We start from the raw sequence: 26,643 nt of genomic DNA on the forward strand, positions 1-26,643 counted from the left end.
AATGGGCGCCTGCCCAAACAGTATGGGCAATCGCCCAAACTGGCAACCGCGACACCGCGACACCGCGACACCGCGACACTGCGGTCGCTCGCGGCCAACCACGGCCAATCGCCGACAACTCACGGAGAACCCATGTCACCGCGTGGAGTAGCAGTCCCCGACATTCGCGAGCGGCTGTTCGACGCCGCGGAGCGGGTGCTGGCCCGCGACGGCGCGTCCGCCCTGACCAGCAGGGCCGTCACGGGCGAGGCGGGCTGCGCCAAGGGGATGCTGCACGCGCACTTCGACGGCCTGGACGCGTTCGTCGCCGAGCTGGTCCTGGACCGGTTCGCCCGTGCGGCAGGGCAGGTCGCCGAGCTTCCCGGACGGGCGGGGCGCGCCACCGTGGCGGACAACCTCGTAGCGGCCGCGCTCGCGCTGCCCGACGCCCTGGATCCCAGGATCGTCGGCCTGGCCGTCACCCGCCCGGCCGCCGCCGCGAGGTTCCGTGAGGCGATGGAGGGCGGCGCGCCCGGCTTCACCGCGATCCAGGACGCGATCACCGCCTACCTGGACGCCGAACTCCGCCTCGGTCGCCTCCCGGACGGCACCGACACGGCCACGGTCGCCCTGGCCCTCGTCGGCACCGTCCACCACCTGCTGATGACCGACTGGTCCGGCGATGCGCCGGCCCCCCGCGAGCAGACGGAGCGCCTGGTCACACTGCTCGTGGGCGCTGTCACCGGCGCGCGGTCCTGACCGGGTCCGAGGACCGCGCGCCGAGGCGTTTCGTGTACGACCAGATGACCGCGGTCATCAGGGCCGGGACGGCGAGCAGCGGGGCGAAGGCGAGGGCCCAGACGACCTGTGGCGGGCCCAGCGCGGCGCGGGGGCGACGGTGAGGGCGGGGCGGGGTGCGATCGCTGTCGTCATACGCCCATGCTCGCCTCGGCCTTGGCGACCGCGCTTCGTCCGCGACGGCGGATCGTCTCCGTCCTGAGGGGGGAGGGCACGCCCGTACAGGGAGGATCTGAGCAGGATGCGCCTCCTGGCGGTGGGTCGTGCCGGGTCAGGCGCCTACGGTGCCGTCGACGCCCTCGCGCAGGAAGTCCGCGTGACCGTTGTGGCGGCCGTACTCCAGGAGTACGTGCACCATCACCATCCGCAGCGAGACCTTCTCGCCCCATCTCGGCTGGTACCCGGCCCGGTCCAGGGAATCGGCCTCCCGCTCGATGCGGCGCGAGTGCTCGACCTCGCGCTGCCAGGCTCCGAACGCCTCGGCCCTGGTGGACGCGCTCGCGTCGTACGCCGCCTGGAAGTCGACCTGGTCGGACCAGACCATGGGCGCGTCATGGTCCTCGAACACCCGGCGGAACCAAGCGCGTTCTACCTCCGCCAGGTGCCGCACTAGGCCGAGCAGCGAGAGGGCGGACGGCGGCATGGACTGCCGTCGCAGCTCCTCGTCGGTGAGCCCTTCGCACTTCATGGCGAGCGTCGCGCGGTGGTAGTCGAGGAAGGCCCGCAGTGTGTCGCGTTCACCGCCGATGCGGGGCGGTCCGACGCGGTGGTCGCTCGTCACCGGTGCGGCTCCTGGCTGGGCTAGCGGCGGTTGATCTCGCCGGACTTGAGGGTGCGGAGGAGGTGGGCGAGCCCGGTGGGGGAGGCGGCCAGCTCAGCCGTGGGGGTGTCGCTCTCGCGGAGGCGAATGCCGCCTTCAGCGGCGGTGAGCTCTACGCAGTCGTTGCCTTCACCGCCTCCGGAGAAGGACGACTTCTGCCATGCGGCTGGGGTGGTCATGACTGTGCCTCACAGTTCCTTTGCCATCCGGTGGATGATGTCACGGGACGCCTCGGGGTCGAGCGACGTATCCTCCACCCTACGGAACAGCGTTCGAAAGTGGCGCAGCTGGGCCTCGGCGTCAATGAAGCCCGTTCCGTGCGGGGCGTCGCGTACCACGGTGTCCAACTGGGGTACTGCTCCGCCCACGTAGGCCATCGCGCTTCCGGCACCCGCGAAGTTGTCCAGGCTGAAGGGGATGACCCGTACGGTCACGTGGTCCAGCTCAGACAGCTCCAGGATTCGGGTGAGTTGGGCCTTGGATTCTGAGCGACCGTTCACCTTGATGCGGAGAGCCGCCTCGTGGATCACGGTCTTGTACGCGATGGGATTCGGCTGCTCGATGACCTCTCGGCGCCGTGTTCGGTGGCTCACCCGAGGTTCTACTTCGCTTGCGGGCAGTTCTGGTGCCATGAACGAGAAAAGGGCACGAGCGTAGGCCTCGGTCTGGAGGAGTCCTGGCACGTGGATCACTGCTACGTCGTGCCGGAACCTCGCGTGGTGGTCCAGTTCGGAGAGGTCTAGGAAGGGGGCGGGCAGAATCCCTCGGTACTCCTCCCACCAGCCTCGCGTACGGTCTGTGGCCATGGCGACCAGGCCATTGATGAGAGCGTCGTCCGTGCAGGCGTAATGGGCCGCGAGGCGACGTACGCGCTCCTCGCTCACGCCCGCGATGCCCGACTCGATCTGGCTCATCTGAGCCGAGTCCGCCCCGAGCAGTGCTGCCGCTTCGCGTGCCTTGAGCCCTGCGGCGTCGCGCAGTTTGCGCAGCTCGGCCCCCAGTCGGATCTGGCGTGCGGTGGGGTTTCGCCTGGTAGCCATGCGTAGCTCCTTGGGCCAACTCTCGTGTGGGAATGCCCCGTTCGGGTGTCAGATTACGTGAACGGCTTGCAGGGTCAAAAATTTTAGGCGTACCGTCAGTGACGCGTCGCAAACGCTGCGAGACCGGGAGCCCGGAAGCGCACCACCCCGTCATGCCGTGACGGCCGTGACACTGCCACCGCCCGTCGACCGCCGCGAACTCCCTCCACCCTTCCACCACTCGGAGTTCCGCCATGCCGAAAACCGACGACGAGTACGACGAAACCTGGGAGTACACCCTTCATATCCCGCACGACCCGGTCGCGGTGACGGTCTGCCGTCACACCCTCCGGCTGGTGCTGGCCGCGCACGGCCTGGCTCACCTCACCGAGCTGGCCGAACTGCTCGCCACCGAGCTGATCGGCAACGCCGTACGGCACACCAGGGGCCCGGCCGCCCTGAGCGTGCACAGGGCCGGCGGCATCCTGCGGATCTGCGCGTGGGACGCCGACCCGACCCCGCCCGCGCCGCCGCTCGCCCTGGCCCTCGCGCCGGGCGCGGACGCGGACGCGGAGCAGGGCCGGGGGCTGGTCCTGGTGCGTACCTGCGCGGACGGCTGGGGCTGGCACCCGCTGTCGTCGAGCGGGGACACGGGCAAGCACGTGTGGTGCGAACTCGCCGCCGCCTAGCCCGTTGAGCACGTCACACGGAAAGCGCACGTTGGAGTGGCGCGGGGTCGAGGTGCCGGAAGCCGTGCGGGACCGCGTGCGCTCGGCCAGGGACCTGCGGGCGTACCAGGTTGACGACACCGCTGAGGGGTGAGGGCCTGGAGCCGTCGGCTCCGGGCCGGGGCTCGGGTCAGCCCTCCAGGAACGCCGTCAGCGCGTTCGCCAAGAGGTACGGGTCCTTCGCGCCGCAGAGTTCGCGGGCGCTGTGCATGGAGAGGATGGCCACGCCGATGTCGACCGTCCGGATGCCGTGGCGGGCCGCTGTGATCGGGCCGATCGTCGTGCCGCAGGGCATCGCGTTGTTGGACACGAAGGACTGGAAGGGGACTTCGGCCTTCTCGCAGGCCGCGGCGAAGACCGCGCGGCCCGTGCCGTCCGTCGCGTAGCGGTTGTTGACGTTCACCTTGAGGATCGGGCCGCCGCCCGCGCGCGGCTGGTGCGTCGGGTCGTGGCGCTCCGGGTAGTTGGGGTGTACGGCGTGGCCGGTGTCGGAGGAGAGGCAGACCGTACCGGCGAAGGCGCGGGCCCTGTCCTCGTACGAGCCGCCGCGGGCGAACACCGAGCGCTCCAGGACCGAGCCGAGCAGCGGGCCGTCCGCGCCGGTGTCGGACTGGGAGCCGTTCTCCTCGTGGTCGAAGGCGGCGAGCACTGGGATGCAGGGGAGGGCCGACCCCGTCGATCCCGTCGCCACCGCTGCCAGGGCCGCCGTGCCCGCGTGGACGGACAGGAGGTTGTCCATCCGGGGGCCCGCCAGGAGTTCCTGGTCGCGGCCCAGGTAGGCGGGGGGCTCGATGGAGTGGGTCATCAGGTCCCAGCCCGCTGCCTCGCCCGCGGGCAGGTCGTACTCCTGCTCCAGGAAGCGGATCAGATCGCCCTCGCGGGAGTCGCCGAGACCCCAGACGGGCTGGAGGTGGCGCTGCTTGTCGAGCTTCAGGCCGTCGGACGTCACGCCGCGGTCGAGGTGGATGGCGAGCTGGGGGACCCGGAGCAGCGGGCGGTCGACGTTCACCAGGCGGGTCGAGCCGTCCCGCAGGGTGAGGCGTCCGGCCAGGCCCAGGTCGCGGTCCAGCCAGGAGTTGAGCAGCGGCCCGCCGTAGATCTCGACGGCGACCTGCCGCCAGCCCGCGCCGCCGGTGTCGGGCAGCGGCTTGACCCGCAGGTTCGGGGAGTCGGTGTGGGCGCCGACGATGCGGAAGGGGGTGTGCGCCGCCGCGCCCTCGGGGACGTACCAGGCGATGATCGCGCCGCCGCGCAGCACGTACTTGCCGCCGCTCGCGCCGTCCCACGCGGCGGTCTCGTCGACCTGTTGGAAGCCCGCCTTCTCCAGTCGCTCGGCCGCGTTCGCCACGGCGTGGTACGGCGTGGGGCTCGCGGCCAGGAAGGGGATCAGGTCGTCGGTGTGACCGCGGTCGAAGCGGGCGGCTGCTGTGCTCATGAGTTCACCTTAACGACGTGCGCGCGTGTATTTCGCGGCGATCTTCCGGCGCGCTCCGGGGCCCGCTGTGGCGCTGAGCACATCGGACCGCGTTCGCACGACGCCGCCCCCGCCGGTCGGTGACCGGCGGGGGCGGCGCTGGGTGGGGACGGGGGCGGCGGGTGAGGACGTGCGGTGCGGTACTCACTGTGGTGGACGGGGCGGGGGAGCGGAACCTGGAGGAATCCAGGGTCGGTTGGGGAACCTGCGGGTGCGTGGGTGCTGGGTGCGTGGATACGGCGACGGCCCGCCCCCTGGTGGGGAGCGGGCCGTCGGAGACGTGCGGTACGGGGCCGGTCTTAGAACGCGGCCTCGTCGAGCTCCATCAGGTCCAGGTCGACGCCCTCGGCGAGGGAGCGCTGGACGGCCACGCCCGGCAGGATGTTCGCCGCGAAGAACTTCGCCGCGGCGATCTTGCCGGTGTAGAACGCCTTGTCCTTCGACGAGGCGTTCGGGAGCTTCTCGGCGGCCACGGCCGCGCCGCGCAGCAGCAGGTAGCCGACGATCACGTCACCCGAGGCCAGCAGCAGGCGGGTGGTGTTCAGGCCGACCTTGTAGATGGACTTGACGTCCTTCTCGGTGCCCGCGAGGTCGGTCAGCATCGCGCCGACGATCGCCTCCAGCTCGACGGCCGCCTTGGCGAGCGCCTCGCGCGCCTCGGCCAGCTCCTCGCCGCCGGTGTTGACCGCGAGGAACTTCTTGATCTCCTCGGAGAGCTGGTTCAGGGCCGCGCCCTGGTTGCGGACGATCTTCCGGAAGAAGAAGTCCTGACCCTGGATCGCCGTGGTGCCCTCGTACAGGGTGTCGATCTTGGCGTCCCGGATGTACTGCTCGATCGGGTACTCCTGGAGGAAGCCGGAGCCGCCGAAGGTCTGCAGCGACTGCGCCAGCTGCTCGTAGCCCTTCTCGGAGCCGTAGCCCTTGACGATCGGCAGCAGCAGGTCGTTGAGGGCCTCCAGCGCCTTGGCGTCCTCGCCCGCGATCTCCTTCAGGGCGATCTCGTCCTGGACGGACGCGGTGTGCAGGACGAGGGCGCGCATGCCCTCCGCGTACGCCTTCTGCGTCATCAGCGAGCGGCGCACGTCCGGGTGGTGTGTGATGGTGACCTTGGGCGCGGTCTTGTCCATGAAGTTCGCCAGGTCGGGGCCCTGCACGCGCTCCTTGGCGTACTCCAGGGCGTTCAGGTACCCAGTCGACAGGGTCGAGATGGCCTTTGTGCCGACCATCATGCGGGCGAACTCGATGATGCGGAACATCTGGCGGATGCCGTCGTGCTTGTCGCCGATCAGCCAGCCCTTGGCGGGGTGCTTGTCGCCGAACGTCATCTCGCAGGTGTTGGAGGCCTTGAGGCCCATCTTGTGCTCGACGTTGGTGGCGTAGACGCCGTTACGCTCGCCCAGCTCGCCGGTCTCGAAGTCGAAGTGGAACTTCGGGACGAGGAACAGGGACAGGCCCTTGGTGCCGGGGCCGTGGCCCTCGGGGCGGGCGAGGACGTAGTGGAGGATGTTCTCCTCCATGTCGTGCTCACCGGAGGTGATGAAGCGCTTCACGCCCTCGATGTGCCAGGAGCCGTCGTCCTGCTGTACGGCCTTGGCGCGGCCCGCGCCGACGTCCGAGCCCGCGTCGGGCTCGGTGAGCACCATCGTGGAGCCCCACTGCTTCTCGACCGCGATCTTCGCGATCTCCTTCTGCTGCTCGGTGCCCTCCTCGAAGAGGATGCGCGCGAACGCGGGGCCCGAGGAGTACATCCAGATCGCCGGGTTGGCGCCCAGGATCAGCTCGGCGTAGGCCCAGATCAGGGACGGCGGGGCGGTGGTGCCGCCGATCTCCTCGGGCAGGCCCAGGCGCCAGTACTCGGAGTCCATGAAGGCCTTGTAGCTCTTCTTGAAGGACGCCGGGACCGGCGCGGTGTTGGTCTCCGGGTCGAACACCGGCGGGTTGCGGTCGGCGTCGGCGAAGGACTCGGCGAGATCGTTCTCGGAGAGCTTGCAGAGCTCCTCAAGGATGGTCTTGGCGGTCTCGACGTCCATCTCCGCGAACGGGCCGGTGCCGTACAGCTTGTCGCGCCCGAGCACCTCGAAGAGGTTGAACTCGATGTCCCGGAGATTCGACTTGTAGTGCCCCATGGCAACGGCTCCGTTTGGTATCGGGAGGCAGGGTCCTCGTCATGCTGTGCTGCTGCTATCGCGGGCTGCTCGCCCATGCGTACCAGCAAGTAGCTACGATGATGCTACCCGTCGGTAATAAGAATCAACCCCTAACCGGCATCTGTGACGGGTCTCGCGCTCGCGGCGAGGCGTGAGCGGGCGTGAGCGCGAGACCCAGGGGGTGGCGCGGTCAGGCCGCGGCCGGGATGGTGCCCAGGCGGCCGGACTGGAAGTCGTCGAAGGCCTGCGCCAGCTCGGCGTGGCTGTTCATGACGAACGGGCCGTAGTGGGCCATCGGCTCCCGGATCGGGCGGCCGCCGAGCAGGACGACCTCCAGGTCGGGGGTGTGCGAGTCCTGCTTGCCGTCCGCGCGCACGGTGAGCGAGGAGCCGCTGCCGAAGACCGCGGTCTGCCCGGAGTGGATCGGGCGGCGGTCGGCGCCGCCCGCCCCGCGCCCCGCGAGCACGTACGCCAGGCCGTTGAAGTCCTCGCGCCAGGGCAGCGTGACCTCGGCGCCGGGGCGCAGCGTGGCGTGCACCATCGTGATCGGGGTGTGCGTGATGCCGGGCCCCTCGTGGCCGTCCAGCCCGCCCGCGATCACCCGGAGCAGCGCGCCGCCGTCGGGCGAGGTCAGCAGCCGTACGTGGCCGCCGCGGATGTCCTGGTAGCGGGGGTCCATCATCTTGTCCTTGGCGGGCAGGTTCACCCACAGCTGGAGGCCGTGGAAGAGGCCGCCGGACGTCACCAGCTCCTCCGGCGGGGCCTCGATGTGCAGCAGCCCGCTGCCCGCCGTCATCCACTGGGTGTCGCCGTTCTGGATGGTGCCTCCGCCGCCGTGGGAGTCCTGGTGCACGAAGGTGCCGTCGATCAGGTACGTGACGGTCTCGAAGCCGCGGTGCGGGTGCCAGGGGGTGCCTTTCGGCTCGCCGGGCGCGTAGTCCACCTCTCCCATCTGGTCCATCATGATGAACGGGTCGAGGTAGTCGTACTTGATCCCGGCGAACGCGCGGCGAACCGGGAAGCCCTCGCCCTCGAAGCCGCTCGGCGCGGTGGTCACGGCGAGCACGGGGCGCGCTGTGGCGTCGGCGGGCGCGGCCACTCGGGGCAGGGTCAGCGGGTTCTCGACGGTCACTGCGGGCATGGTCGGTACCTCCTTGTGGTCCGAGTTTAGTTGAATCTCGAACTTTCCGCTGAGGGTAACGCGAAGAGCCCGGAGGGCATTCCCTCCGGGCTCGGGTGCGGCGGACGCGCGTGCTGTTTCAGCCGTGCATGCGACTTCAGCCGTGCATGCGACTTCAGCCGTACATGCGACGCATGGCGAAGTCGACCATCTGTTCCACGGCCTTCGCGTCGAAGACCATCCGGTGCTCGCCCTCCATGTCCAGGACGAAGCCGTACCCGGTGGGGAGCAGGTCGATCACCTCGGCGCCGGTGATCACGAAGTACTTGGACTCCTTGCCCGCGTACCGGCGCAGCTCCTTGAGCGAGGTGAACATCGGGATCACCGGCTGCTGGGTGTTGTGCAGCGCGAGGAAGCCCGGATTGTCGCCGCGCGGGCAGTAGACCTTCGAGGTGGCGAAGGTCTGCTGGAAGTCCTCGGGCGCCAGCGAGCCGGTGGTGAAGGCGCGTACGGCGTCCGCGAGGGACGGGGGCGACGGCTCGGGGTAGAGGGGTGGCTGCTGCTGGCCGTACCCGCCGGGCGTCTGCTGCGGCGGTGGCTGCGGTGGCGCGTACTGCTGCTGGGCGTCACCGCCAGTCGCGTGCTGGCCGTATCCGTACATGACCGCAAGGGTACTGAGTGCGACGGCCTGTTGGGCCCGGTCCCCCAGTCCTGGGGGGGGGCTCCCATGGCCCTCGGGGGCGCTTCCCTGGCTTCGGGGGCGCTCGCTCACCCGAGCGGGCGCGATCGGCGGGACGGCGCGCCGGGGGCGTGGTCGGGTGGGGGTGTGTCCCCCTCGTCCCCGTCGTCCCCCTCGTCCCCGTCGTCCCCGCTCCCGCCCCCGTCGTCGCGGTCGTCGGCCCGGCCGTCGGCCCGGTCGTCGTCGCCGGTTCCCGACGCGGCGCGGCGGCTCGCCGCCTGGTGCGGGGTCGTGCTGCTGGTGACCGGGGTCGCCGCGGTCGCGGTCTGGCTGTGCGTCGTCTTCCGCGCGGTGGTCACCCCTGTCCTGCTGGCCGTGCTCGGGGCGGCGCTGCTCGGGCCGCTGTACCGCAGGCTGGTCGCGCTCCGGGTGAACCGGTCGCTCGCCGCCGGGCTGACCTGCGCGGCCGTGCTCGCCTTCGTCGGCGGCGCGGTCTACATCGTGGTCAGCGCGCTGATCGACACCGGGGACGAGATCATCGCCTCGCTGAAGCGGGCCGCCGTGAGCCTCGCCGAGCACTTCGGCGCGGCCGGGACCTCGCTCGACGACCTGGCCTCCAACGCCAGGAACCTGCTCGCCGAGTTCGGCGGCACCGCCGCGTCCGGGGTGATCAGCGGGATCAGCGTGGTCGGCCAGATGATCGCGATGGCCGTGCTCGCGCTGCTGCTCATCTTCTTCTTCCTGCGCGACTCCGACCGCGCCGTCACGTCCCTGCGGGCCCTCGCGCCCTCAGACACCGGCGACACCCTGGAGGCCATGGGGCGGCGCGCCTTCGAGGCGGTCGAGGGCTTTATGCGCGGGACGACCTTCATCGCCCTGATCGACGCCGTGGCCATCACCGCCGGGCTGCTGATCCTGCGGGTGCCGGGGGCGCTGGGGCTCGGCGCGCTGGTGTTCGTCGGCGCGTACATCCCGTATCTGGGCGCGTTCATCTCAGGGGCGGTGGCCGTCCTGGTGGCGCTCGCGGACCGCGGGTTCGTGATCGCGCTGTGGGCGCTCGGGGTGGTGCTCGCGGTGCAGGTCCTGGAGGGCAACGTACTCCAGCCGATGATCCAGAGCCGTACGGTCCAGATGCACCCGGCGCTGGTGCTGCTGGCGATCACGGCGGGCGCGTCGGTGGCGGGTGTGCTGGGGATGCTGCTCGCGGTGCCGGTGACGGCGGCGGCGTTCGGCGTGCTCTCGGAGCTGCGGGCGCGTTATGGGGCGGGCGCGGCGCCGTGACCTGTCTCGGTCCCCGTGTCCGCCGCGTTCTCCGTGTTCTCCGTGTTCTCCGTGTTTCCCGTGAAACCTTCGCCCCCCGCGTTCCTTGCGTCTCCCTCGTTCAGCTCGAACCAGATGGACTTGCCCTCGCCGCGCGGGTCCACGCCCCACGCGTCCGCGAGCAGCTCCATCAGGACCAGGCCGCGCCCGGACGAGGCCAGCTCGCCGGGGTGGCGCTTGTGCGGGAGCTCGTCGCTGGCGTCGGCGACCTCCACGCGCAGGCGGCGGGCGCCCAGCTCGCCCCGCGCGTTCGCGATGACCAGGGCGTCGCCGTCGGTGTGCACCAGTACGTTGGTGATCATCTCGGAGACCATCAGGACCGCCGAGTCCACCTGGTCCGGATCGGCCCAGTCGTGCAGCAGCTCGCGCAGATGCTGCCGGGCCCCGGCGATCCGCTCCGGCTCGGCCTGCGCGACCGTCAGGACGGTGCGCCGCGGCGGGGCGGCGGCGCCGGGCGCGCGGACGCCCTCGGGGGTGCGGCGCAGGAGCAGGAGCGCGATGTCGTCCTCGCGGCGGTCGGCCAGCGGGCCGGTCGAGTGGTGTGAGGGCGGGCCGTGCACCGTCTGGACCAGCTCGTCGGCGAGCTGCTCAAGGCTGGCGCTCTCGTCCGCGTAGGGCTCGGTCCCGTACGCCTCGCCTCCGTACGGCCCGTCTCCGTACGCCTCGCCTCCGTACGGCCCGTCTCCGTACCGCGCCGCGCCGTGTGTCTCGTCGTACTTCTCCAGGGTCTCGCGCAGGCGTGCCCAGCCGGTGTCCAGGTCGTGGCCGCCGGTCTCGATCAGGCCGTCGGTGCAGATCATCATGGTCTCGCCGGGGGCGAGCACCATCCGGGTCGTCGGGTAGTCCGCGTCCGGGTCTATGCCCAGCGGCAGTCCGCCCGCCGTGGAGCGGGTCACCACCGTGCCGTCGGCGAGCCGGATCACCGGGTCCGGGTGGCCCGCGCGGGCGATCTCCAGGACCCCGGATTCCGGGTCGGCCTCCACGTACAGGCAGGTCGCGAAGCGCGGGTCGGCGGCGAGCGCCGACGGGTCGGCGTGGGGGCCGCCCGTGGAGCCGTACGTGACCGAGTCGGTGATCCCGGCCAGGAAGCGGGTGGCGCGGGAGAGCACGGCGTCGGGGCGGTGCCCCTCGGACGCGTACGCGCGCAGGGCGATGCGCAGCTGTCCCATCAGTCCGGCCGCCCGTACGTCGTGCCCCTGGACGTCGCCGATGACGAACGCGTACCGGCCGGAGGGCAGCGGGATCATGTCGTACCAGTCGCCGCCGACCTGGAGCCCGCCGCCGGTCGGCACATACCGCGCGGCGACGGACATGCCGGGTATCTCGGGGCCGAGCGCGGGCAGCATCGAGCGCTGTAGCCCCTCGGTCAGCTCGCGCTCGGACTCGGCGGCCCCGGCCCGCGAGAGCGCCTGGGCCAGCATCCGGGCCACTGTGGTCAGCACGGAGCGCTCGTCCGGGGTGAAGGAGACCGGGTACGTGAACGCCGCCATCCAGCCCCCGATGGTGCGGCCCGCGACGATCAGCGGCAGAAACGCCCAGGACTGGCGGCCGAAGCGCTCGGCGAGCGGCCAGGTGGTGGGGTAGCGGCGCTTGTACTCCTCGGGGGTCGTCAGATAGACGGCGCGCCCGGTGCGTACCACGTCGGCGGCCGGATAGTCGGTGTCCAGCGGCATGTCCACGAACGGGTCCTCGTCGCCCGGCGCGTGCCCGTGGTGTCCGATGACGGTGAGCCGGTCGCCCTTGACCCCGAAGACGCCGAGCCCGTCGGGCGAGAACCCCGGCATCGACAGGCCGCTGGCCACGCGCAGTACCTCGGCCGTGGAGCGCGCCTCGGCCAGTGCGCGGCCCGCGTCCAGCAGGAACGCCTCGCGGGAGCGCCGCCAGTCGCCGGTGACGGGGGTGCGGGCGGCGCTGCCGGGTGTCTCGCTGACCTCTTGCAGGGTGCCGATCAGTACGTACTCGCCGGTGCCGCGCGCGGTGCCGCGTGCCGTGCCGCGCGCGGTGCTGTTCGCGGCACTGTGCCCGGCGCTGGTTCCGGTGCCGCCGCTGGTGCCGCCGCTGTCGCCGTCGCCGACGACCGGCTTGGAGCGGCTGCGGACGACCCGCAGCACCCGGCCCCGCTCGTCCATGACGCGCAGCCGGGCCTCGGCGAGGGTGCCCTCGGCGAAGGCCAGCTGGGCGATGCCCTGCATCTCGGTCCAGTCCACGGCGTGGAAGCGGGCCCGGACGGCCGCCTCGGTCAGGGTGACCAGGGGCTCGGGCTCGCCGGGGGCCGCCCACTCGATGGGGACGCCTATCAGCCTGGCCGCCTCGGCGTCCAGGGTGAAGAGCCCGTCGGCGTTGTCCCAGCGCCACACGCCGGTCGCGATGGCGGCCAGGATGTTCCCCACGGGGGGCAGGGAACCCCGGTCGTCGGTACGCATTGCTTCACTGTAGAAAGGTCGGCGGGAATGCCGCCACTGATGCCAGGCGAGATCAGGGAGACTTGTCATGCATATGGCGGAAAGTTCGGGTGTGCCGGACGGTAGCCTGGGGTGGTTGATTCCCGCCTGTCTCGCGAAGAATGACGCGAAGAATTGGATGAACGATGCACCGGTACAGGTCCCACACCTGCGGCGAACTCCGCGCCTCCGACGTCGCCGCTGACGTCCGGCTGAGCGGCTGGCTGCACAATCGCCGAGACCTGGGCGGCATCCTCTTCATCGATCTGCGCGACCACCACGGCCTGGTCCAGCTGGTCGCCCGCCCGAACACCGCCGCCTTCGACGCCCTCGACAAGCTCTCCAAGGAGACCGTCGTCCGCGTCGACGGCAAGGTCCTCTCGCGCGGCGCGGAGAACGTCAACCCCGAGCTGGCCACCGGCGAGATCGAGGTCGAGGTCAGCGAGGTCGAGGTGCTCGGCGCGGCCCAGCAGCTCCCGTTCCAGATCAACCAGGACGACGGGGTCGGCGAGGAGCGCCGCCTGGAGTACCGCTTCCTGGACCTGCGCCGCGAGCGCATGCACCGCAACATCATGCTGCGTACGGCCGTGATCTCGGCCATCCGCCACAAGATGACCGCGCTCGGCTTCAACGAGATGGCCACCCCGATCCTGACCGCGACGTCCCCCGAGGGCGCCCGCGACTTCGTGGTGCCGTCCCGCCTGAACCCCGGCAAGTTCTACGCGCTGCCGCAGGCCCCGCAGCAGTTCAAGCAGCTGCTGATGATCTCCGGCTTCGACCGGTACTTCCAGATCGCGCCCTGCTTCCGCGACGAGGACGCCCGCGCGGACCGCTCGCCGGGCGAGTTCTACCAGCTCGACGTAGAGATGAGCTTCGTCGAGCAGGAGGACGTCTTCCGGCCGATCGAGCAGCTGATGACCGAGCTGTTCGAGGAGTTCGGCGGCGGCCGCCATGTCACCTCGCCGTTCCCGCGCATCCCGTTCCGCGAGTCGATGCTCAAGTACGGCAACGACAAGCCCGACCTGCGTGCCCAGCTCGAACTCGTCGACATCACCGACGTCTTCGAGGGCTCGGACTTCAAGGCCTTCGCGGGCAAGCACGTCCGCGCGCTGCCGGTCCCGGACACCGCGTCCCAGTCCCGTAAGTTCTTCGACGGCCTCGGCGAGTACGCGGTCGAGCAGGGCGCGAAGGGCCTGGCCTGGGTCCGCGTCGCCGAGGACGGCTCGCTCACCGGGCCGATCGCCAAGTTCCTCACCGACGAGAACGTCAAGGTGCTCACCGAGCGTCTCGGCCTGGTCGCCGGGCACGCGGTCTTCTTCGGCGCGGGCGAGTTCGACGAGGTCTCCAAGATCATGGGCGCGGTCCGGGTCGAGGCCGCCAAGCGCGCCGGGCACTTCGAGGAGGACGTGTTCCGGTTCTGCTGGATCGTGGACTTCCCGATGTACGAGAAGGACGAGGACACCGGGAAGATCGACTTCTCGCACAACCCCTTCTCGATGCCCCAGGGCGGCATGGCCGACCTGGAGGAGAAGGACCCGCTGGACATCCTGGCCTGGCAGTACGACATCGTCTGCAACGGCATCGAGCTGTCCTCCGGCGCGATCCGGAACCACGAGCCCGAGATCATGCTCAGGGCCTTCGAGATCGCGGGCTACGACCGGGACACCGTCGAGCACGAGTTCGCGGGCATGCTCCGCGCGTTCCGCTTCGGCGCGCCGCCGCACGGCGGCATCGCGCCGGGCGTGGACCGGATCGTGATGCTGCTCGCCGACGAGCCGAACATCCGCGAGACCATCGCCTTCCCGCTCAACCAGAACGCCCAGGACCTGATGATGGGCGCGCCGACCGAGCTGGACGAGTCGCGGCTGCGCGAGCTGAACATCGCCCTGCGCAAGCCGGTGGCGAAGCCGTCGTCCGGCGAGTAGTCCGCGGGGAGCAGCCGTCCGGCGCGTAGCCCGTCGGTGCGTAGTCCGTCAGCGCGTAGTCCGTTGGCGCGCAGTCCGTCGGTGCGTAGTCCGTACGCCGCCGAAGAGGCCCGGAGCCCCAGAGGTTCCGGGCCTCTTCGCGTTGCGCTACGCCGCGTTCTTCAGCGCCGTGGCCAGGCCGTTGGCCCAGAGCCGGTTGACGCGGGAGCGTTCGGCGTAGTTCGGGATCGCGTTGGTGCAGGACGGTCCTGGGCCGCCGCCCGACATGAGTTCGCTGCACGGGCCCGAGTAGCGGTCGGGCAGGCCCAGCACGTGACCGGTCTCGTGTGAGGTGACCCGCGTGGAGTCGTAGATCTGGTTCTGCCGGTAGTCCAGGAAGATGTACCCGCGGCCGTGGCCGTCCGTGTAGGCGTACGAGCCGCGCCGGTCGTTGCCTTCGTAGTACCGGAAGTCCGGGTTCGAGCCTTCCCGGAGCTTCACGTTGGAGACGGAGCTGTTCCAGATCTGGGTGCTGCGGGATATCTGCTGCCGGAAGCTGGGCGCGCCCGCCGCGCTGTAGGTGACGGTCACCTGCTGGGCGCCGGGGTTCGCGGCGTGCTTCTCAGCCACGGACTTGACCACGGCCTCGAAGAACGCCTTGTTGGCGGCGGCGTCTTCGGCGGATCCCGCGTACTGGGCGTACGCCGCGCCGTCCGCGGGCGCGGTGGCGGCGACGGCCGGGGCCGCGCCCAGCGCGCCGACGGCCAGGCCGAGTCCGAGAGCGGACGACAGCAGCGCTCGGGTAACTCTCATGTGGGGGGCTCCTACTCGTGTGGGGTGCGAGTGGTTACCCGAGAGTGTCGGGGAGCGGGGGCCCGTACGGATGATGGCAAGTTCCGATAACGCCGCGTTAGCGCCGGGTTGGCGCCCGCGTTGACAGCGCGTTGACAGCGCGTTGGCAGCGCGTTGGCAGCGCCTCAACTCCCGGTTTCTGGCGGGATTTAGGCGGGGCGTGATCGCGGAAGCGGTTCTACGCTCAACGTTCATGGAGCTTGAGGTGCGACACCTCCGCGCGGTGTGTGCCATCGCCGACACCGGCAGCCTGCATCAGGCCGCGCGTCAACTCGGCGTGAGCCAGCCCGCGTTGACCACCCAGCTCCGCCGTATCGAGGGGGCGCTCGGCGGTCGCCTGTTCGCCCGCGAGCGCACCGGGTGCCGTCCGACGCCGCTCGGCCTGGTGCTGCTCAGCCGGGCCCGCCCGCTGGTCGCGGAGATGCGGGAGCTGGTGTCCGAGGCCAGGGCGGCGGCCGCCAGGACCGGCGGGCCGCAGCTGCGGATCGGCTCGACGGCCAGCCGCGCGCTGCCCGGCTGGCTGCGGCGGCTGCGGATCCGCCTGGCGGACGCCGGGGCGTCGGCGTCCGTGTCGTTGCAGATGGACGTGTCGGCGAACGCCCTGTTGCGGCAGGTCGCCGACGGCCAGCTCGACGTCGCCTTCGTCCACCAGGTGGAAGGGTGCCCGCTGCGGATGCCGGAGGGGCTGCGGGCGCGGGTCCTGCTGGACCGGGAACCGCAGTTCGTCTCGCTGCCCGTGGATCATCCGGCCGCCCGGCGCCCTGTCGTACGGCTCGCGGAGCTGGCGGGTGAACGGTGGATGGTCGACCCGACCGTGGACGGCGAGCGGGACGGGCTGCTGCGGGTGCTGCGCGCCGCCGGGCTCGATCCCTGTGTGCTGCACGGGGACTACCTGACCGCCGCGGCGCTGGTCGCCACCGGCGAGGTGGTCACGGTCTGCCAGCCCACCTCCCGCGCGCGTCCCGACATGGCGATCCGCCCGCTGGAGGGTGACCCGCTGGGCGTACGGCTGCTGCTCGCGGCCCGTACGGAGGCGGAGCTCGACGGGGTGTACGGGGACCTGGAGGCGGCGTACCGGGAGGCCGCCCAGCAGTCGGCGGCGTACCGGGATTGGCTCATGCGAAGGCGAGACGACAGGGCCGCCTGACCTGGTCAGGGCGGGACTTTGGTCCTCTTTCGCTGCACTGTTTGACTGTTACGTACCCGTGTGCGGCTCTGTCGGGAGCCGTTACCTCGCCTACGCAGGACCCCAACATGACCCTCGTAGCTTGATGGTCGTCGCCGCTGCAAAGAGGCGCAGACAGGGAAAGTCCCGCTACGAGAAGGTCATCATCATGCGTGTCACCCGTCGTACCGTCCGTTCCGCCGCTATCGCCACCGGTGTCATAGCCGCCACGCTCGCCCTCCCGGTCGGCATCGCGTCCGCTGACTCGCCGACCGGCCCGGACCGGGGTAATCAGGAGCAGGTCCTGCCAGGCAAGGATGACGTCAAGCAGGACGACACGCAGGAGCAGGGCAAGCGCACGTTCGTCCGGCAGTACAAGGACCTCGGCGGTTCCGGTTTCGACGCGAAGGTCTTCCAGACCAAGAGCGGCTACGAGGCCGAGATGTGGGGCAAGGACCCCGCGTCCGGCAAGGTGATCCGTTGGGACACCCTCAAGCAGTCGGGCGACAAGGCGGCGTACGGCCAGCACAACGGCGCCCACTTCGTGCTCAACCCCGACGGCACCATGAAGGGGTGGGCCGAGGGCGGCAAGAAGCAGGACAAGAAGAAGGCCGGGACGGACACGGGTGCCAAGACCGGCGCCAAGACCGGTACCAAGACCGGTACCAAGACCGGTACCAAGACCGGTCGCCAGACCCAGCAGGGCAAGGCCGTCGTCCCGAAGGGCGGCGTCAAGGCCGGCGCCGAGGGGGTCGACTCGCGACCCGACACCGTGATGGTCGCCGCCGGTGGCGGCATGGCCGCGGCGGGGGCCGCGGGGCTCGGCTTCGCGATGCTGCGCCGCCGCCGTACGGACGGCGAGGGCTGACGGCCAGGCGATCTGACGGCCAGGCGAGAGGGGCGGCACCCCGTACAGCGGGTGCCGCCCCTCAACGCTCGTTGCCCATTCAGCAGCCGATACCGCGCCCGTCCTCGCGCCAGACCGCTACCACCGACGGGCGGACGATCTTGCCGGGGCCGTCCGGCCACGCCGACGCCGGGTTCTCCACCGTCGCGCCGCTGACCTCGCCCGGATGCTGCACCGCGACCAGGACCCGGCGGTCCTGGATGATCGGCCCGCAGGTCTCGGCGCCGGTCGGGACGGTCAGGAACTGCTTCAGCTCACCGCGCCGCGGGCCGTGCGTGGCGACGCCGAACAGGCCGTCGTGGCTGCCCAGCTTGTTGCCGTCGGTGGAGATCCACAGGTTGCCGTATGGGTCGAACGCCACGTTGTCCGGGCAGGAGATCGGGCTGACCTGGTCCTTCGGGAAGCCCGCGAAGTACGTTGACGGGTCCTCCGGGTCGCCCGCGACGAGGAACAGCGACCAGGCGAACCTGGTGCTGGCCGGGTTGTGCCAGTGCTCGGTGAGTTCGAGTACCTGGCCGTGCTTGTTCGCGTTGCGCGGGTTGGCCTCGTCGGCGGGGGCCTGGCCCTCCAGGCCGCGCTTGGAGTTGTTGGTCAGCGCCACGTACACCTTGCCGGTGCGCGGTGAGGGCTCGACGTCCTCGGGGCGGTCCATCTTGGTGGCGCCCACCTTGTCACCGGCGAGACGCGTGAAGACGAACACCTCTTCGGCGGTCATGCCGTCGACGTGCGAGACGGCGCGGCCGTTCGGGCCCGCGGTGGCCAGCGGAATCCAGACGCCGCTGCCGTCGAACTCGCCGTCGGCGGGCAGCGCGCCGGAGCCGTCGATCTGCTCGGCCGGGGAGTCGCCCGTCAACTTGGCGACGTAGAGCGTGCCCTCTTCGAGGAGCGTGAGGTTGTGCGCGCGGGCGTGACGGCTCCTGCCGCGCTTCATCCGCTTCGACGAGACGAACTTGTAGAAGTAGTCGAAGCGCTCGTCGTCACCGCTGTAGAGGACCGGGCGGCCGTCGCGGGTCAGGGTCGCGGTCGCGCCCTCGTGCTTGAAGCGGCCGAGCGCGGTGTGCTTGACGGGGGTCGAGTCGGGGTCGTACGGATCGAGCTCGACGACATAGCCGTGACGGTGCGGCTCGTTCGGCTCCTTGGACACGTCGAAGCGGTCGTCGAACCGCTCCCACTTGCGGTACGAGGCCCCGGTGGGCAGGCCGTAGCGCCGGTCGGTGGCGCTGGAGCGGCTGGCGTTGGCGAAGTACTGGTTGAAGTTCTCCTCGCCGTGCAGCGTGGTGCCCCACGGGGTGGTGCCGCCGGCGCAGTTGTTGAGGGTGCCGAGCACCTTGGTGCCGGTCGGGTCGGCGGAGGTCTTCAGCAGGTCGCTGCCCGCGGCCGGGCCCGCGACGCGGAACTCGCTGGTCGCGGTGAGGCGGCGGTTGACGTAGTGGCGCTGTACGGGAGTGAGCTTGCCGGTCCTGCGCTCCTCCTGCACGGCGACGACGGAGATGCCGTGCGCGGCCCAGGCGATCTCGACCTGCTCGCGGGTCGGGTCAGCGGAGTCGTACCCGGCGAACATCAGTTGCTCGTCCGTGTACTCGTGGTTGGCCACGAGCAGCTGGCGGCCGTGGCCGTACGGGAGCAGCGCCAGGAAGTCGCAGTTGTAGCCGAACTGACCGGCCTGGGCCTTGGCGGTCTGGTTCTCCGGGTCGAAGGCGGGCGCGCCGCGCAGGATCGGTTCGCCCCAGCGGATCACGACGTTCTGCTCGTAGCCCGAGGGGACGGTGACCTGGTCGGCGGTGTTGGGCGCGACGGCGTCGAAGCGCAGGCCGCGGGCGGCCCTGGAGCCGTGGCGGCCAGGGCCGCCGGGGTGACCGGGGCGGCCCGGACGGTGGCGCTCCGCCGTGGCCGCGGCGGCCTGGGAGGCCACGCCGGGCGAGGCGAGCGCGGCGGTGCCCGCGGCGGTGGCGACGGTCACCACGGCGGCGGCGCGCACCATCGAGCGGCGGGACAGCGCACCGGCCATGACGTCGCCGACGTATTCGTTGTCGCTGGTGTTCGGTACTTCCTGGAAGCAGGCGTCTCCGCAGCGGTAGCGGCACGTCAGGTCGGAGCGCCCGCCTGGGTGCGACGAACCGATGAGCGGCAGCAGTTTGCGCATGTTTCTCTCCATACGGGCCCTGCTGGGCCCTGTTGAGCGTTCTTCGGCGCACCCCGCGCCGACACCGTGTCGGGAACTGACGGCGGTGACGCTAGAGGCGTACGTGTGCGGGGCGAGGGCGCGGGGGTAAAGCGGAGGTGAACCCCCGGCGCACGGCGGTAGGTTGGCGCTGGGGGCGCGCGCGGTGTGCGCCGTGTCCACGCCTGGTTGACGTCCGGGGCGGGCCGCTGGGGTGACGGGCGGGGGCGACCGGCCGACCCTCCCCAAGATCCCGAATGGCGGCGGCTAACCTTACGTGTCCGCCCTGGCCAGGGATTACGGAATCAACTCACGCGAAGGGTTGCGCACATGGGCATTCTGGATCTCCTGCGGAACGCGTTCGGGCGGTCCCGCAAGGGGCGCGACGAAGCGGGCGCCGCCGGGGCCGTGCCGGAGGCTCGGAAGCAGGCGGAGCGGTCGGACGCGGCGGCGGACTCGGTGTCGGCGTCGACTTCGGTGTCGACTTCGGTGTCTGACTCGGACTTGTCGGCGTCGGCGTCGGCGTCGGCGTCGGCGGATTCGGGTTCGGATTCGGCTTCCGAGGGCGCGGAGTCGGGGTCCGGTTCGGTCTCGGTGCCGGGGCCCGCCACGGAGGCGCGTGGGGACGCGGCCGTCGTCGGTGCGGCTTCTGATGTGACGGTGCCGGGGCCGTCCGCCGAGCCGACGCCCGAATCGTCGCCCGCGTCACCGAACACGGTGGATGAGCTGGTCTCGGCCGCGTTCGACAACCCGTCGCTCGCCGCGCCGTCCACCACGTCGGTCCCGCGCCCGTCGACCCCGATCGACTCCGAGCCGGAGCCGGAGGCCACCGCGGAGCCCGAGCCGGTCGCCGTGGCCGCCGAGCCCGAGGCGACTCCCGAGCCCGAGCCGGTCGCCACTGCGGAGCCGGAGACCGCGCCCGAGTCGAAGCCCGTGTCCGAGTCGGCCGCCGCCGCCCGGACCGAGCCGGACCCCGCACCCGAGCCGGACCCCGCGCCCGCGCCCGAGCCCGTCGCCCCCGCCCCCGCGCCGAGTGCGTCGCCCGCGCCCGCGTCCGCGGCCGCGTACTCGCTCGACGCCGTCCGGAGCGCGGCCCCCGGCCTCGTCGGCGCTTACGAGGCGGCCGGGGCCGTACTGGAGAAGCAGGGGCTCGCCGGGACCCGCGCCGCCGTCTACCTGGTGCTCGACCGCTCCGGGTCGATGCGCCCGTACTACAAGGACGGCAGCGCGCAGAACCTCGGCGAGCAGGTGCTCGCGCTCGCCGCGCACCTGGACGACGACCACGACCACGAGGACGCCACCGTCAACGTCGTCTTCTTCTCGACCGAGGTCGACGGCACCGGAGTCCTCACCCTCGCCGAGCACGCGGGCCGCGTCGACGAGCTGCACGCCGGTCTCGGCCGCATGGGCCGCACCAACTACGACCGCGCCGTCGCCGAGGTCATCGCGCTGCACAAGAAGTCGGCCGCCCCGAAGCGCCCCGCCCTGGTCGTCTTCCAGACGGACGGCGCCCCGGAGTCGAAGACGGCCGCGACCGAGGCACTCGCCAACGCGGCCAAGCGGCACCGCGACGTCTTCTGGCAGTTCGTGGCCTTCGGCGAGCACGAGGCGAAGGCCTTCGACTACCTCCGCAAGCTGGCCGCGGACGACAAGGTCGAGAACGCCGCGTTCTTCCACGCGGGCCCGGTCCCCGGCGAGCTCACCGACACCGAGCTGTACGAGGGCCTCCTCGCGACCTGGCGCCCGTAAGCCGTACGTACAGCCTTATACGTACAAAGCTGTACGTACGAGCGCCGCCCCCACCGCCGCACCGGGGGCGGCGGCGTCGTCCACCCAGCGAAACGCAGGAGAGGCCGCCCCGGCCGGTCGGATACGATATTGACGTTCCGTAGACCAATTGATCACTGCACGTAGCGACTTGGGAGCAGCCTGCAATGGCTCGACACCTCATCACCAGCGCCCTTCCGTACATCAACGGGATCAAGCACCTGGGCAACATGGTGGGGTCCATGCTCCCCGCGGACGTGTACGCCAGGTACCTCCGCCAGCGCGGCCACGACGTGCTCTACATCTGCGCGACGGACGAGCACGGCACCCCCGCCGAGCTGGCCGCCAAGGAGGCGGGCCTGCCGGTGGCGGACTTCTGCGCCGAGCAGCACGACGCCCAGAAGGCCGTGTACGACGGCTTCGGGCTGCGCTTCGACTACTTCGGCCGCAGCTCGTCGCCGCAGAACGTCGAACTGACCCAGCACTTCGCCCGCAAGCTGCACGAGAACGGCTTCATCGAGGAGCGGGCGATCCGCCAGGTCTACTCGAACGCCGACGGGCGCTTCCTGCCGGACCGCTACATCGTCGGCACCTGTCCGCACTGCGGCTACGACAAGGCGCGCGGCGACCAGTGCGAGAACTGCACGCGGGTGCTCGACCCGACCGACCTGATCGACGCCCGCTCGGCGATCAGCGGCAGCAGCGACCTGGAGGTGCGCGAGACCAAGCACCTCTTCCTCCTCCAGTCCGAGCTCCAGCACAAGGTGGAGGAGTTCATCGACTTCACCGGCGAGGAGTGGCCGCAGCTTGCGTCGTCCATCGCCCGCAAGTGGCTGACCGAGGGCCTGCACGACCGCGCGATCACCCGCGACCTGGACTGGGGCGTACCGGTCCCGGCCGACGTGTGGCCGGATCTGGCCGCCGAAGGCAAGGTCTTCTACGTGTGGTTCGACGCCCCGATCGAGTACATCGGCGCGACGAAGGAGTGGGCGGACGCGGCGCCGGACGGCTCCCGCGACTGGAAGTCCTGGTGGGACGAGGGCGCGGGCGCCGACGACGTCCGCTACACCGAGTTCATGGCCAAGGACAACGTCCCGTTCCACTCGGTGATGTTCCCGGCGACGCAGCTCGGCACGCGCGAGCCCTGGAAGAAGGTCGACTACCTCAAGGCCTTCAACTGGCTGACGTACTACGGCGGCAAGTTCTCCACCTCGCAGAAGCGCGGCGTCTTCACGGACACCGCCCTGGAGCTGCTGCCCGCCGACTACTGGCGCTACTTCCTGGTCGCCAACGCCCCCGAGTCGGACGACTCGTCGTTCTCCTGGGAGCACTTCTCGGCCACGGTCAACAAGGACCTCGCCGACACCCTCGGCAACTTCGTCAACCGCGTGCTGTCCTTCTCCCGCAAGCGCTTCGGCGACGACGTACCGGCGGGCCAGGAGGCCGGTGAGGCGGAGCGGAAGCTCGGCGCCGAGATCGCGACCCTCCTCGCCGAGTACGAGTCCCACATGGACGCCCTCCAGTTCCGCAAGGCCGCGGCGGCGCTGCGCGCGCTGTGGTCGGCGGGGAACGCGTACCTGGAGGAGAAGGCCCCCTGGCTGGAGATCAAGACCGACCCGGAGGCCGCGGCGCTCACCCTCCGCACGGCGATGAACCTCATCCACCTGTACGCGGTGGTCTCCGAGCCCTTCATCCCCGCGTCGGCCGCGGCGATGCGCTCGGCCTTCGCGCTCACCGACGACACGGCGACCTGGGTGACCCCGGACGAGGCGCGCTCCCTGTCGGCCGTCCCCGCGGGCACGGCCTTCACGGTCCCGCCGGTCCTCTTCGCCAAGATCACTGACGAGGACCTGGACGCGTACAAGGACCGCTTCGGCGGCGAGGAGCCCACCGCCTAGGGCCTGATCCGCCGGACAGGCCGTACGCTCTCCCGGATGAAGAACGGGGACATAGCGGGGGCCGCCACGACGGCCGGGGCACGGGAGCTTTACGGCTCGGGGCGGCGGCTGGCGGCGCTCTGGGGGGTGCTGACCGTGGGCAGCCTCGGCTGGATGCTGCTCGCGATCGACGTGTACGCGGCCGTCGACACCTCGCGGCTGACGCTCGACGAGCAGTTCGCCGCCGCGGGCATGGGCATCGCGGGGGCGGCCGCCTCGGTGTGGGCCGTGCTGTTCCTGGCCGTCACCGCCCGCGGCGGCAGAGCGCTGCTGCGCCGGATCGACCACACCGCGCGGGCGTTCCGGCCCGACGACCTGTCCGCCGCGGAGCCGCTGCCGGGCAGACAGCGGGTGGCGTGGCAGGCGAGTGCGACGGCCTGGTGCCTGGGCGGCGGGCTCTTCGCGCTGGCGGCCTGGCCGCCGTCCGGCGACACGACGGCGGAGAAGTGGGCGGTGTCCACCGCGCTGCTGGGCGCCGCGGTGCTGATGACGGCGTACGGGGTGTACGGCCTGGTACGCCCCGCCGCCTACGGCCGCTGGGCGCGCGCCGAGGAGGAGGCCCGCTTCGCCAAGGCCTTCGTCGCCGACCCGGCCGGGGCGGCCAGGAAGCTGGCGGCACAGCGGCCGGTGCGGCTTCTGCCCAGCGTCAGGCGGGGGCGACAGGAGCAGATCCTCGGGTGCCTCGGCGGCACCTGGCACGCGCGCGTGACGCACGATGAGCCGCTGCCTGACGGGGCTATGCCGCTGCGGCGCCTGTGGCTGATCGTCTGCGCCCCTGCGCTCGTCTTCGGGCTGATCGCCCTGGCCGCGGGCGAGTCGTTCACGGAGAACGTGCTGAGCTTCCTGGTGATGGCGGGCGTGCTGTTCGCGGCCATCGGGCCGATGCTCGCCTACCACGTCGTCCGGCGCGCGGGGGCCGTCGCGGCGGCCCGGTCCGCGCGGCCGCCGCTGGACGACGTCTCCGATGTCGCCGTTCCGGCGCGCTGGATGGGCCGCAGGGGCCTGCTGGTGCTGCGCCGGGACACGGTGGAGCTGCACACTCCGGGCCAGTCGCCCGTCGAGCTGCCGATGTCGGACCTTGTCGCGATCGCCCGGCTGCACAAGAACCACTCGGTGGGGCTCGTCCAACTCGACGTGCTGCACGCGGACGGCGCCTGGAGCCGCCTCGACGTCGCCGACGCCGACCCCGTCCTGCGCGCGACGGCGGCCCGTGGCACCCGCCTGGTCCACGCCGTGCAGACCCGCTACGGCTGGTCCGTCGCCCGCCGCGCGGCCCCGGCCCCGGCCCCGGCCCCGGCCCCGGCCCCGGCCTCGGCCCCGGCCTCGGCCGGGTGAGGAGCGCTAAGCGTTCAGGTCAGGCTGGGGGTTGGCGATGGCCTGGGCGGCGCGTACCTCGTGGCGGAGGGGGGTGAGGACGTCGTCGGGGGCGGTGCCCTCGTACGGGAGGGGCGCCGTGCTCGGCGTTCGGGTGGGGGAGGTCGACTCGCGCAAGGTGTCGGCGAGTTGTTCCAGGGCGCGGCAGATCTCCGCGGAGTCCGTGGGGGCCGGGCGCGGCGCGCCGTGGCGGATGTGGATACGGGCCGCCGTGGTGGCGTCCACGACGCGTTCGACGGCGACGACCAGCGGCCACCAGGCCGCCGCCCGCGTCCCGGTCGGCGGCGGCTCGGTGAGGGCGCGCTGGAACTCTGTACGGAGAGCGGACAGGTCGCGGTAGAGGCGGCGGCGCATCCGGGCGCGGGCGGCGACGCTCGGGGTGCCGGGGGCGGCCGGGTCCAGGAAGGCGCACTCGACGTAGCGGGCGGTGTCCGCCACCGCGTCCGCGAGCCGGTCGCCGATCCGCGCGTGCCAGGACTCCGGCCAGAGCAGATAGCCCGCGATCAGGGCGATCGCACAGCCGATGAGGCTGTCGTACAGGCGGGGGACGATCAGGCCGACGCCCGCCTTGTTGAGTACGTCGGACAGGATGAGGATCACGGGGGTGATGGCGGCTGTCTGGTAGCCGTAGCCGCGCGGAGTCAGCGCGGGGATCAGCGGGGCGAGGAGGAACAGGACCAGGACGTCCCACCAGCCGCGCGGCACCTCCGCCAGCACCGCGGCCGCCAGGACGAGACCGGCCGCCGTGCCCAGCGCGCGCAGCACGGCCCGTGAGAACACCGAGCCGAAGTCGGGCTTCATGACGAAGGTGACGGTCAGGGCCACCCAGTAGGAGCGGTCCACCTGGATCAGGGACACCAGGGCCTGGGCCAGGCCGATGCACAGGGCCAGGCGCAGGCCGTAGCGCCAGGAGGCCGCCGAGAGGAGGACCGTGCGGGCGGTGCGGCGGACGCGTTCGCGCAGCGCGGCGGGGCGGCCCAGGCGGTCGTCCACATTGCCGGGGTCGGTGTCGGTCAGGGCTTCGGCGGCGTACCGGATGGCGTGGTTGACGGCGCGGGCGCCGGGGCCCGCGGGCTCGGGCGGCAGGCGTAGGTCGACGGAGCCGGTGAAGCCCGTCTCCACGGCGTGCGCGAGGGCGCGTACGGCCGTGGGCGCCTCGTCCGGCAGCGGGCGTCCGGCCAACTGGGCGGCGGGGGCCGCCTCGACGAGCGGGATCAGCGCGTTGAGCTGGCTGACGAGCCGGGCCAGCTCCTGATTGCGGCCGTGGTCGCGGGCCCGCCGCGCGAGCGTCAGGTCGTACGACTGGTTCAGCGACTGGGTGACGGCGTGGCGCGCGGCCGCGTACGCCGCCGGGGCCCGGCCCACGGCCTCCAGCAGCGCGGCCACCGCGCGGTAGGTGTCCGCGACGGCGGTGCGCTCCGGCACCCTGGAACGCACCGGCCAGGCCAGCAGCGCCAGCGCCAGGACGAGCAGCCCGCCGCCGCCGATCAGCAGCCCCGGCGCCCACCACGCGCCGGGCATCGGAAGTCCCGCGCCGATCACCGAGTTCAGCAGAAGCAGCAGCCCGGAGACCGAGGCCACCGCCCCGATCGTCGAGATCATCCCGGAGGCGAGCGCCACCGCCGTGACCACCGCGACGGTCAGCCACCCGTGCCCGTACGCGAGCGAGCCGAGCGTGACCCCGACCGAGCCGAAGAACTGCGGTACGGCGATGTTGTAGACCCGCATCCGGTACGCGGTCGCGGTGTCGCCGATGACCCCGGAGAGCGCGCCTATTGAGGCGATCGCCCCGTAGTGGGGATAGCCCGTGGCCAAGCCGACGGCCAGGGGCAGCGACATGGCGACGGCGGCGCGGACGATCGCGGGCCAGGGCGTCCGGGGCGCCGGTTTCGTCTCGAGGGTTCTGGCCAGCCACTCGGGCGGCGCGAGGCGGGGGGTGAACGCTCGGGACATACGCCCATTATGTGCCGCATGCGCGCATGTTCCGGTTGCGGGTGGTTACGGCTTGCAGGCGGTTACGGCTTGTGGGTGGTTATGGCTTGTGGGTGGTT

Annotated in this window: 21 protein-coding genes; 9 read left to right on the forward strand and 12 right to left on the reverse strand. The window is 71.5% G+C overall.

The genetic code is table 11. The annotated features are described in order from the left end of the window. The first annotated feature begins 132 nt into the window (after positions 1-132). Positions 133-738, forward strand: coding sequence for a TetR family transcriptional regulator (locus ACX6XY_RS03730; RefSeq protein WP_460326262.1), 606 nt, complete (start codon positions 133-135; stop codon positions 736-738). Positions 739-1,048: 310 nt separating this feature from the next. Here ACX6XY_RS03730 and ACX6XY_RS03735 read toward each other — a convergent pair whose 3' ends face one another. From ACX6XY_RS03735 to ACX6XY_RS03745, 3 genes are read right to left on the reverse strand one after another with little or no spacing between them, the layout of a single operon-like run. Beyond that, positions 1,049-1,558 (reverse strand): DinB family protein, encoded by a 510-nt coding sequence (locus tag ACX6XY_RS03735; protein ID WP_460326264.1) that lies wholly within the window; start codon positions 1,556-1,558, stop codon positions 1,049-1,051. Positions 1,559-1,578: 20 nt separating this feature from the next. Beyond that, positions 1,579-1,776 (reverse strand): DUF397 domain-containing protein, encoded by a 198-nt coding sequence (locus ACX6XY_RS03740; protein WP_460326266.1) that lies wholly within the window; start codon positions 1,774-1,776, stop codon positions 1,579-1,581. A 9-nt stretch (positions 1,777-1,785) separates the two neighbouring features. Continuing rightward, a complete protein-coding gene (locus ACX6XY_RS03745; protein ID WP_460326269.1) occupies positions 1,786-2,637 on the reverse strand; it encodes a helix-turn-helix domain-containing protein in 852 nt (283 codons plus the stop codon). A gap of 233 nt (positions 2,638-2,870) precedes the next feature. Here ACX6XY_RS03745 and ACX6XY_RS03750 point away from each other — a divergent pair, with 233 nt between their 5' ends. Beyond that, positions 2,871-3,305, forward strand: a complete 435-nt coding sequence (locus ACX6XY_RS03750; protein WP_460326271.1) for an ATP-binding protein — start codon at positions 2,871-2,873, stop codon at positions 3,303-3,305. A 169-nt stretch (positions 3,306-3,474) separates the two neighbouring features. Here ACX6XY_RS03750 and ACX6XY_RS03755 read toward each other — a convergent pair whose 3' ends face one another. The 5 genes from ACX6XY_RS03755 to ACX6XY_RS03775 form a co-directional block, all read right to left on the reverse strand. Continuing rightward, a complete protein-coding gene (locus ACX6XY_RS03755) occupies positions 3,475-4,779 on the reverse strand; it encodes a M18 family aminopeptidase (RefSeq protein WP_460326273.1) in 1,305 nt (434 codons plus the stop codon). A gap of 338 nt (positions 4,780-5,117) precedes the next feature. Continuing rightward, the gene (locus ACX6XY_RS03760) at positions 5,118-6,944 is read right to left on the reverse strand and encodes an acyl-CoA dehydrogenase (protein ID WP_460326275.1); all 1,827 of its coding nucleotides are present in this window, start codon (positions 6,942-6,944) and stop codon (positions 5,118-5,120) included. Positions 6,945-7,155: 211 nt separating this feature from the next. Further along, positions 7,156-8,106 carry a pirin family protein gene (locus ACX6XY_RS03765; protein WP_460326277.1) on the reverse strand — a complete coding sequence of 317 codons (951 nt, stop codon included), beginning with the start codon at positions 8,104-8,106 and terminating at the stop codon, positions 7,156-7,158. 154 nt (positions 8,107-8,260) lie between these two features. Then, positions 8,261-8,746, reverse strand: coding sequence for an SseB family protein (locus ACX6XY_RS03770; protein ID WP_460326279.1), 486 nt, complete (start codon positions 8,744-8,746; stop codon positions 8,261-8,263). Positions 8,747-8,853: 107 nt separating this feature from the next. Continuing rightward, a complete protein-coding gene (locus ACX6XY_RS03775) occupies positions 8,854-9,123 on the reverse strand; it encodes a hypothetical protein (RefSeq protein WP_460326480.1) in 270 nt (89 codons plus the stop codon). Between ACX6XY_RS03775 and ACX6XY_RS03780 the strand changes: the two genes are divergently transcribed. Continuing rightward, entirely contained in the window at positions 9,056-10,045 is a 990-nt protein-coding gene (locus ACX6XY_RS03780; RefSeq protein ID WP_460326473.1) for an AI-2E family transporter, read from the forward strand. The two genes, ACX6XY_RS03775 and ACX6XY_RS03780, sit on opposite strands and share 68 nt — an antisense overlap. On the opposite strand, the gene ACX6XY_RS03785 is transcribed toward ACX6XY_RS03780, so the two are convergent. After that, a complete protein-coding gene (locus tag ACX6XY_RS03785; protein ID WP_460326282.1) occupies positions 10,021-12,507 on the reverse strand; it encodes an ATP-binding SpoIIE family protein phosphatase in 2,487 nt (828 codons plus the stop codon). The genes ACX6XY_RS03780 and ACX6XY_RS03785 overlap by 25 nt on opposite strands. A gap of 164 nt (positions 12,508-12,671) precedes the next feature. On the opposite strand from ACX6XY_RS03785, the gene aspS reads away from it, so the two are divergent. Continuing rightward, the gene (gene aspS / locus ACX6XY_RS03790) at positions 12,672-14,450 is read left to right on the forward strand and encodes an aspartate--tRNA ligase (RefSeq protein WP_460326284.1); all 1,779 of its coding nucleotides are present in this window, start codon (positions 12,672-12,674) and stop codon (positions 14,448-14,450) included. A 147-nt stretch (positions 14,451-14,597) separates the two neighbouring features. On the opposite strand, the gene snpA is transcribed toward aspS, so the two are convergent. Next, the gene (snpA, locus tag ACX6XY_RS03795; protein ID WP_460326286.1) at positions 14,598-15,242 is read right to left on the reverse strand and encodes a snapalysin; all 645 of its coding nucleotides are present in this window, start codon (positions 15,240-15,242) and stop codon (positions 14,598-14,600) included. A 232-nt stretch (positions 15,243-15,474) separates the two neighbouring features. On the opposite strand from snpA, the gene ACX6XY_RS03800 reads away from it, so the two are divergent. Both ACX6XY_RS03800 and ACX6XY_RS03805 read left to right on the forward strand, forming a co-directional pair. Next, positions 15,475-16,428: a LysR family transcriptional regulator gene (locus ACX6XY_RS03800; RefSeq protein ID WP_460326288.1), complete on the forward strand. Its 954-nt coding sequence runs from the start codon at positions 15,475-15,477 to the stop codon at positions 16,426-16,428. A gap of 187 nt (positions 16,429-16,615) precedes the next feature. Continuing rightward, on the forward strand, positions 16,616-17,314 hold the full coding sequence (locus tag ACX6XY_RS03805) for a hypothetical protein (RefSeq protein ID WP_460326291.1): 699 nt from the start codon (positions 16,616-16,618) through the stop codon (positions 17,312-17,314). A 79-nt stretch (positions 17,315-17,393) separates the two neighbouring features. Here the strand turns inward: ACX6XY_RS03805 and ACX6XY_RS03810 are convergent, their stop codons facing one another. Beyond that, entirely contained in the window at positions 17,394-19,496 is a 2,103-nt protein-coding gene (locus tag ACX6XY_RS03810) for a PhoX family protein (RefSeq protein WP_460326293.1), read from the reverse strand. A gap of 348 nt (positions 19,497-19,844) precedes the next feature. Here ACX6XY_RS03810 and ACX6XY_RS03815 point away from each other — a divergent pair, with 348 nt between their 5' ends. The 3 genes from ACX6XY_RS03815 (at position 19,845) to ACX6XY_RS03825 (ending at position 24,553) form a co-directional block, all read left to right on the forward strand. Continuing rightward, positions 19,845-21,263, forward strand: a complete 1,419-nt coding sequence (locus ACX6XY_RS03815) for a VWA domain-containing protein (RefSeq protein WP_460326296.1) — start codon at positions 19,845-19,847, stop codon at positions 21,261-21,263. A gap of 185 nt (positions 21,264-21,448) precedes the next feature. Further along, the gene (gene metG, locus ACX6XY_RS03820; RefSeq protein ID WP_460326298.1) at positions 21,449-23,179 is read left to right on the forward strand and encodes a methionine--tRNA ligase; all 1,731 of its coding nucleotides are present in this window, start codon (positions 21,449-21,451) and stop codon (positions 23,177-23,179) included. A 36-nt stretch (positions 23,180-23,215) separates the two neighbouring features. Continuing rightward, complete coding sequence (locus tag ACX6XY_RS03825) at positions 23,216-24,553, forward strand: hypothetical protein (protein WP_460326300.1); 1,338 nt, start codon at positions 23,216-23,218, stop codon at positions 24,551-24,553. A 6-nt stretch (positions 24,554-24,559) separates the two neighbouring features. On the opposite strand, the gene ACX6XY_RS03830 is transcribed toward ACX6XY_RS03825, so the two are convergent. Next, positions 24,560-26,545, reverse strand: a complete 1,986-nt coding sequence (locus tag ACX6XY_RS03830; protein ID WP_460326302.1) for an FUSC family protein — start codon at positions 26,543-26,545, stop codon at positions 24,560-24,562. Between the last annotated feature and the right edge of the window lie 98 nt (positions 26,546-26,643).

This window comes from Streptomyces sp. O3, from assembly GCF_054788135.1.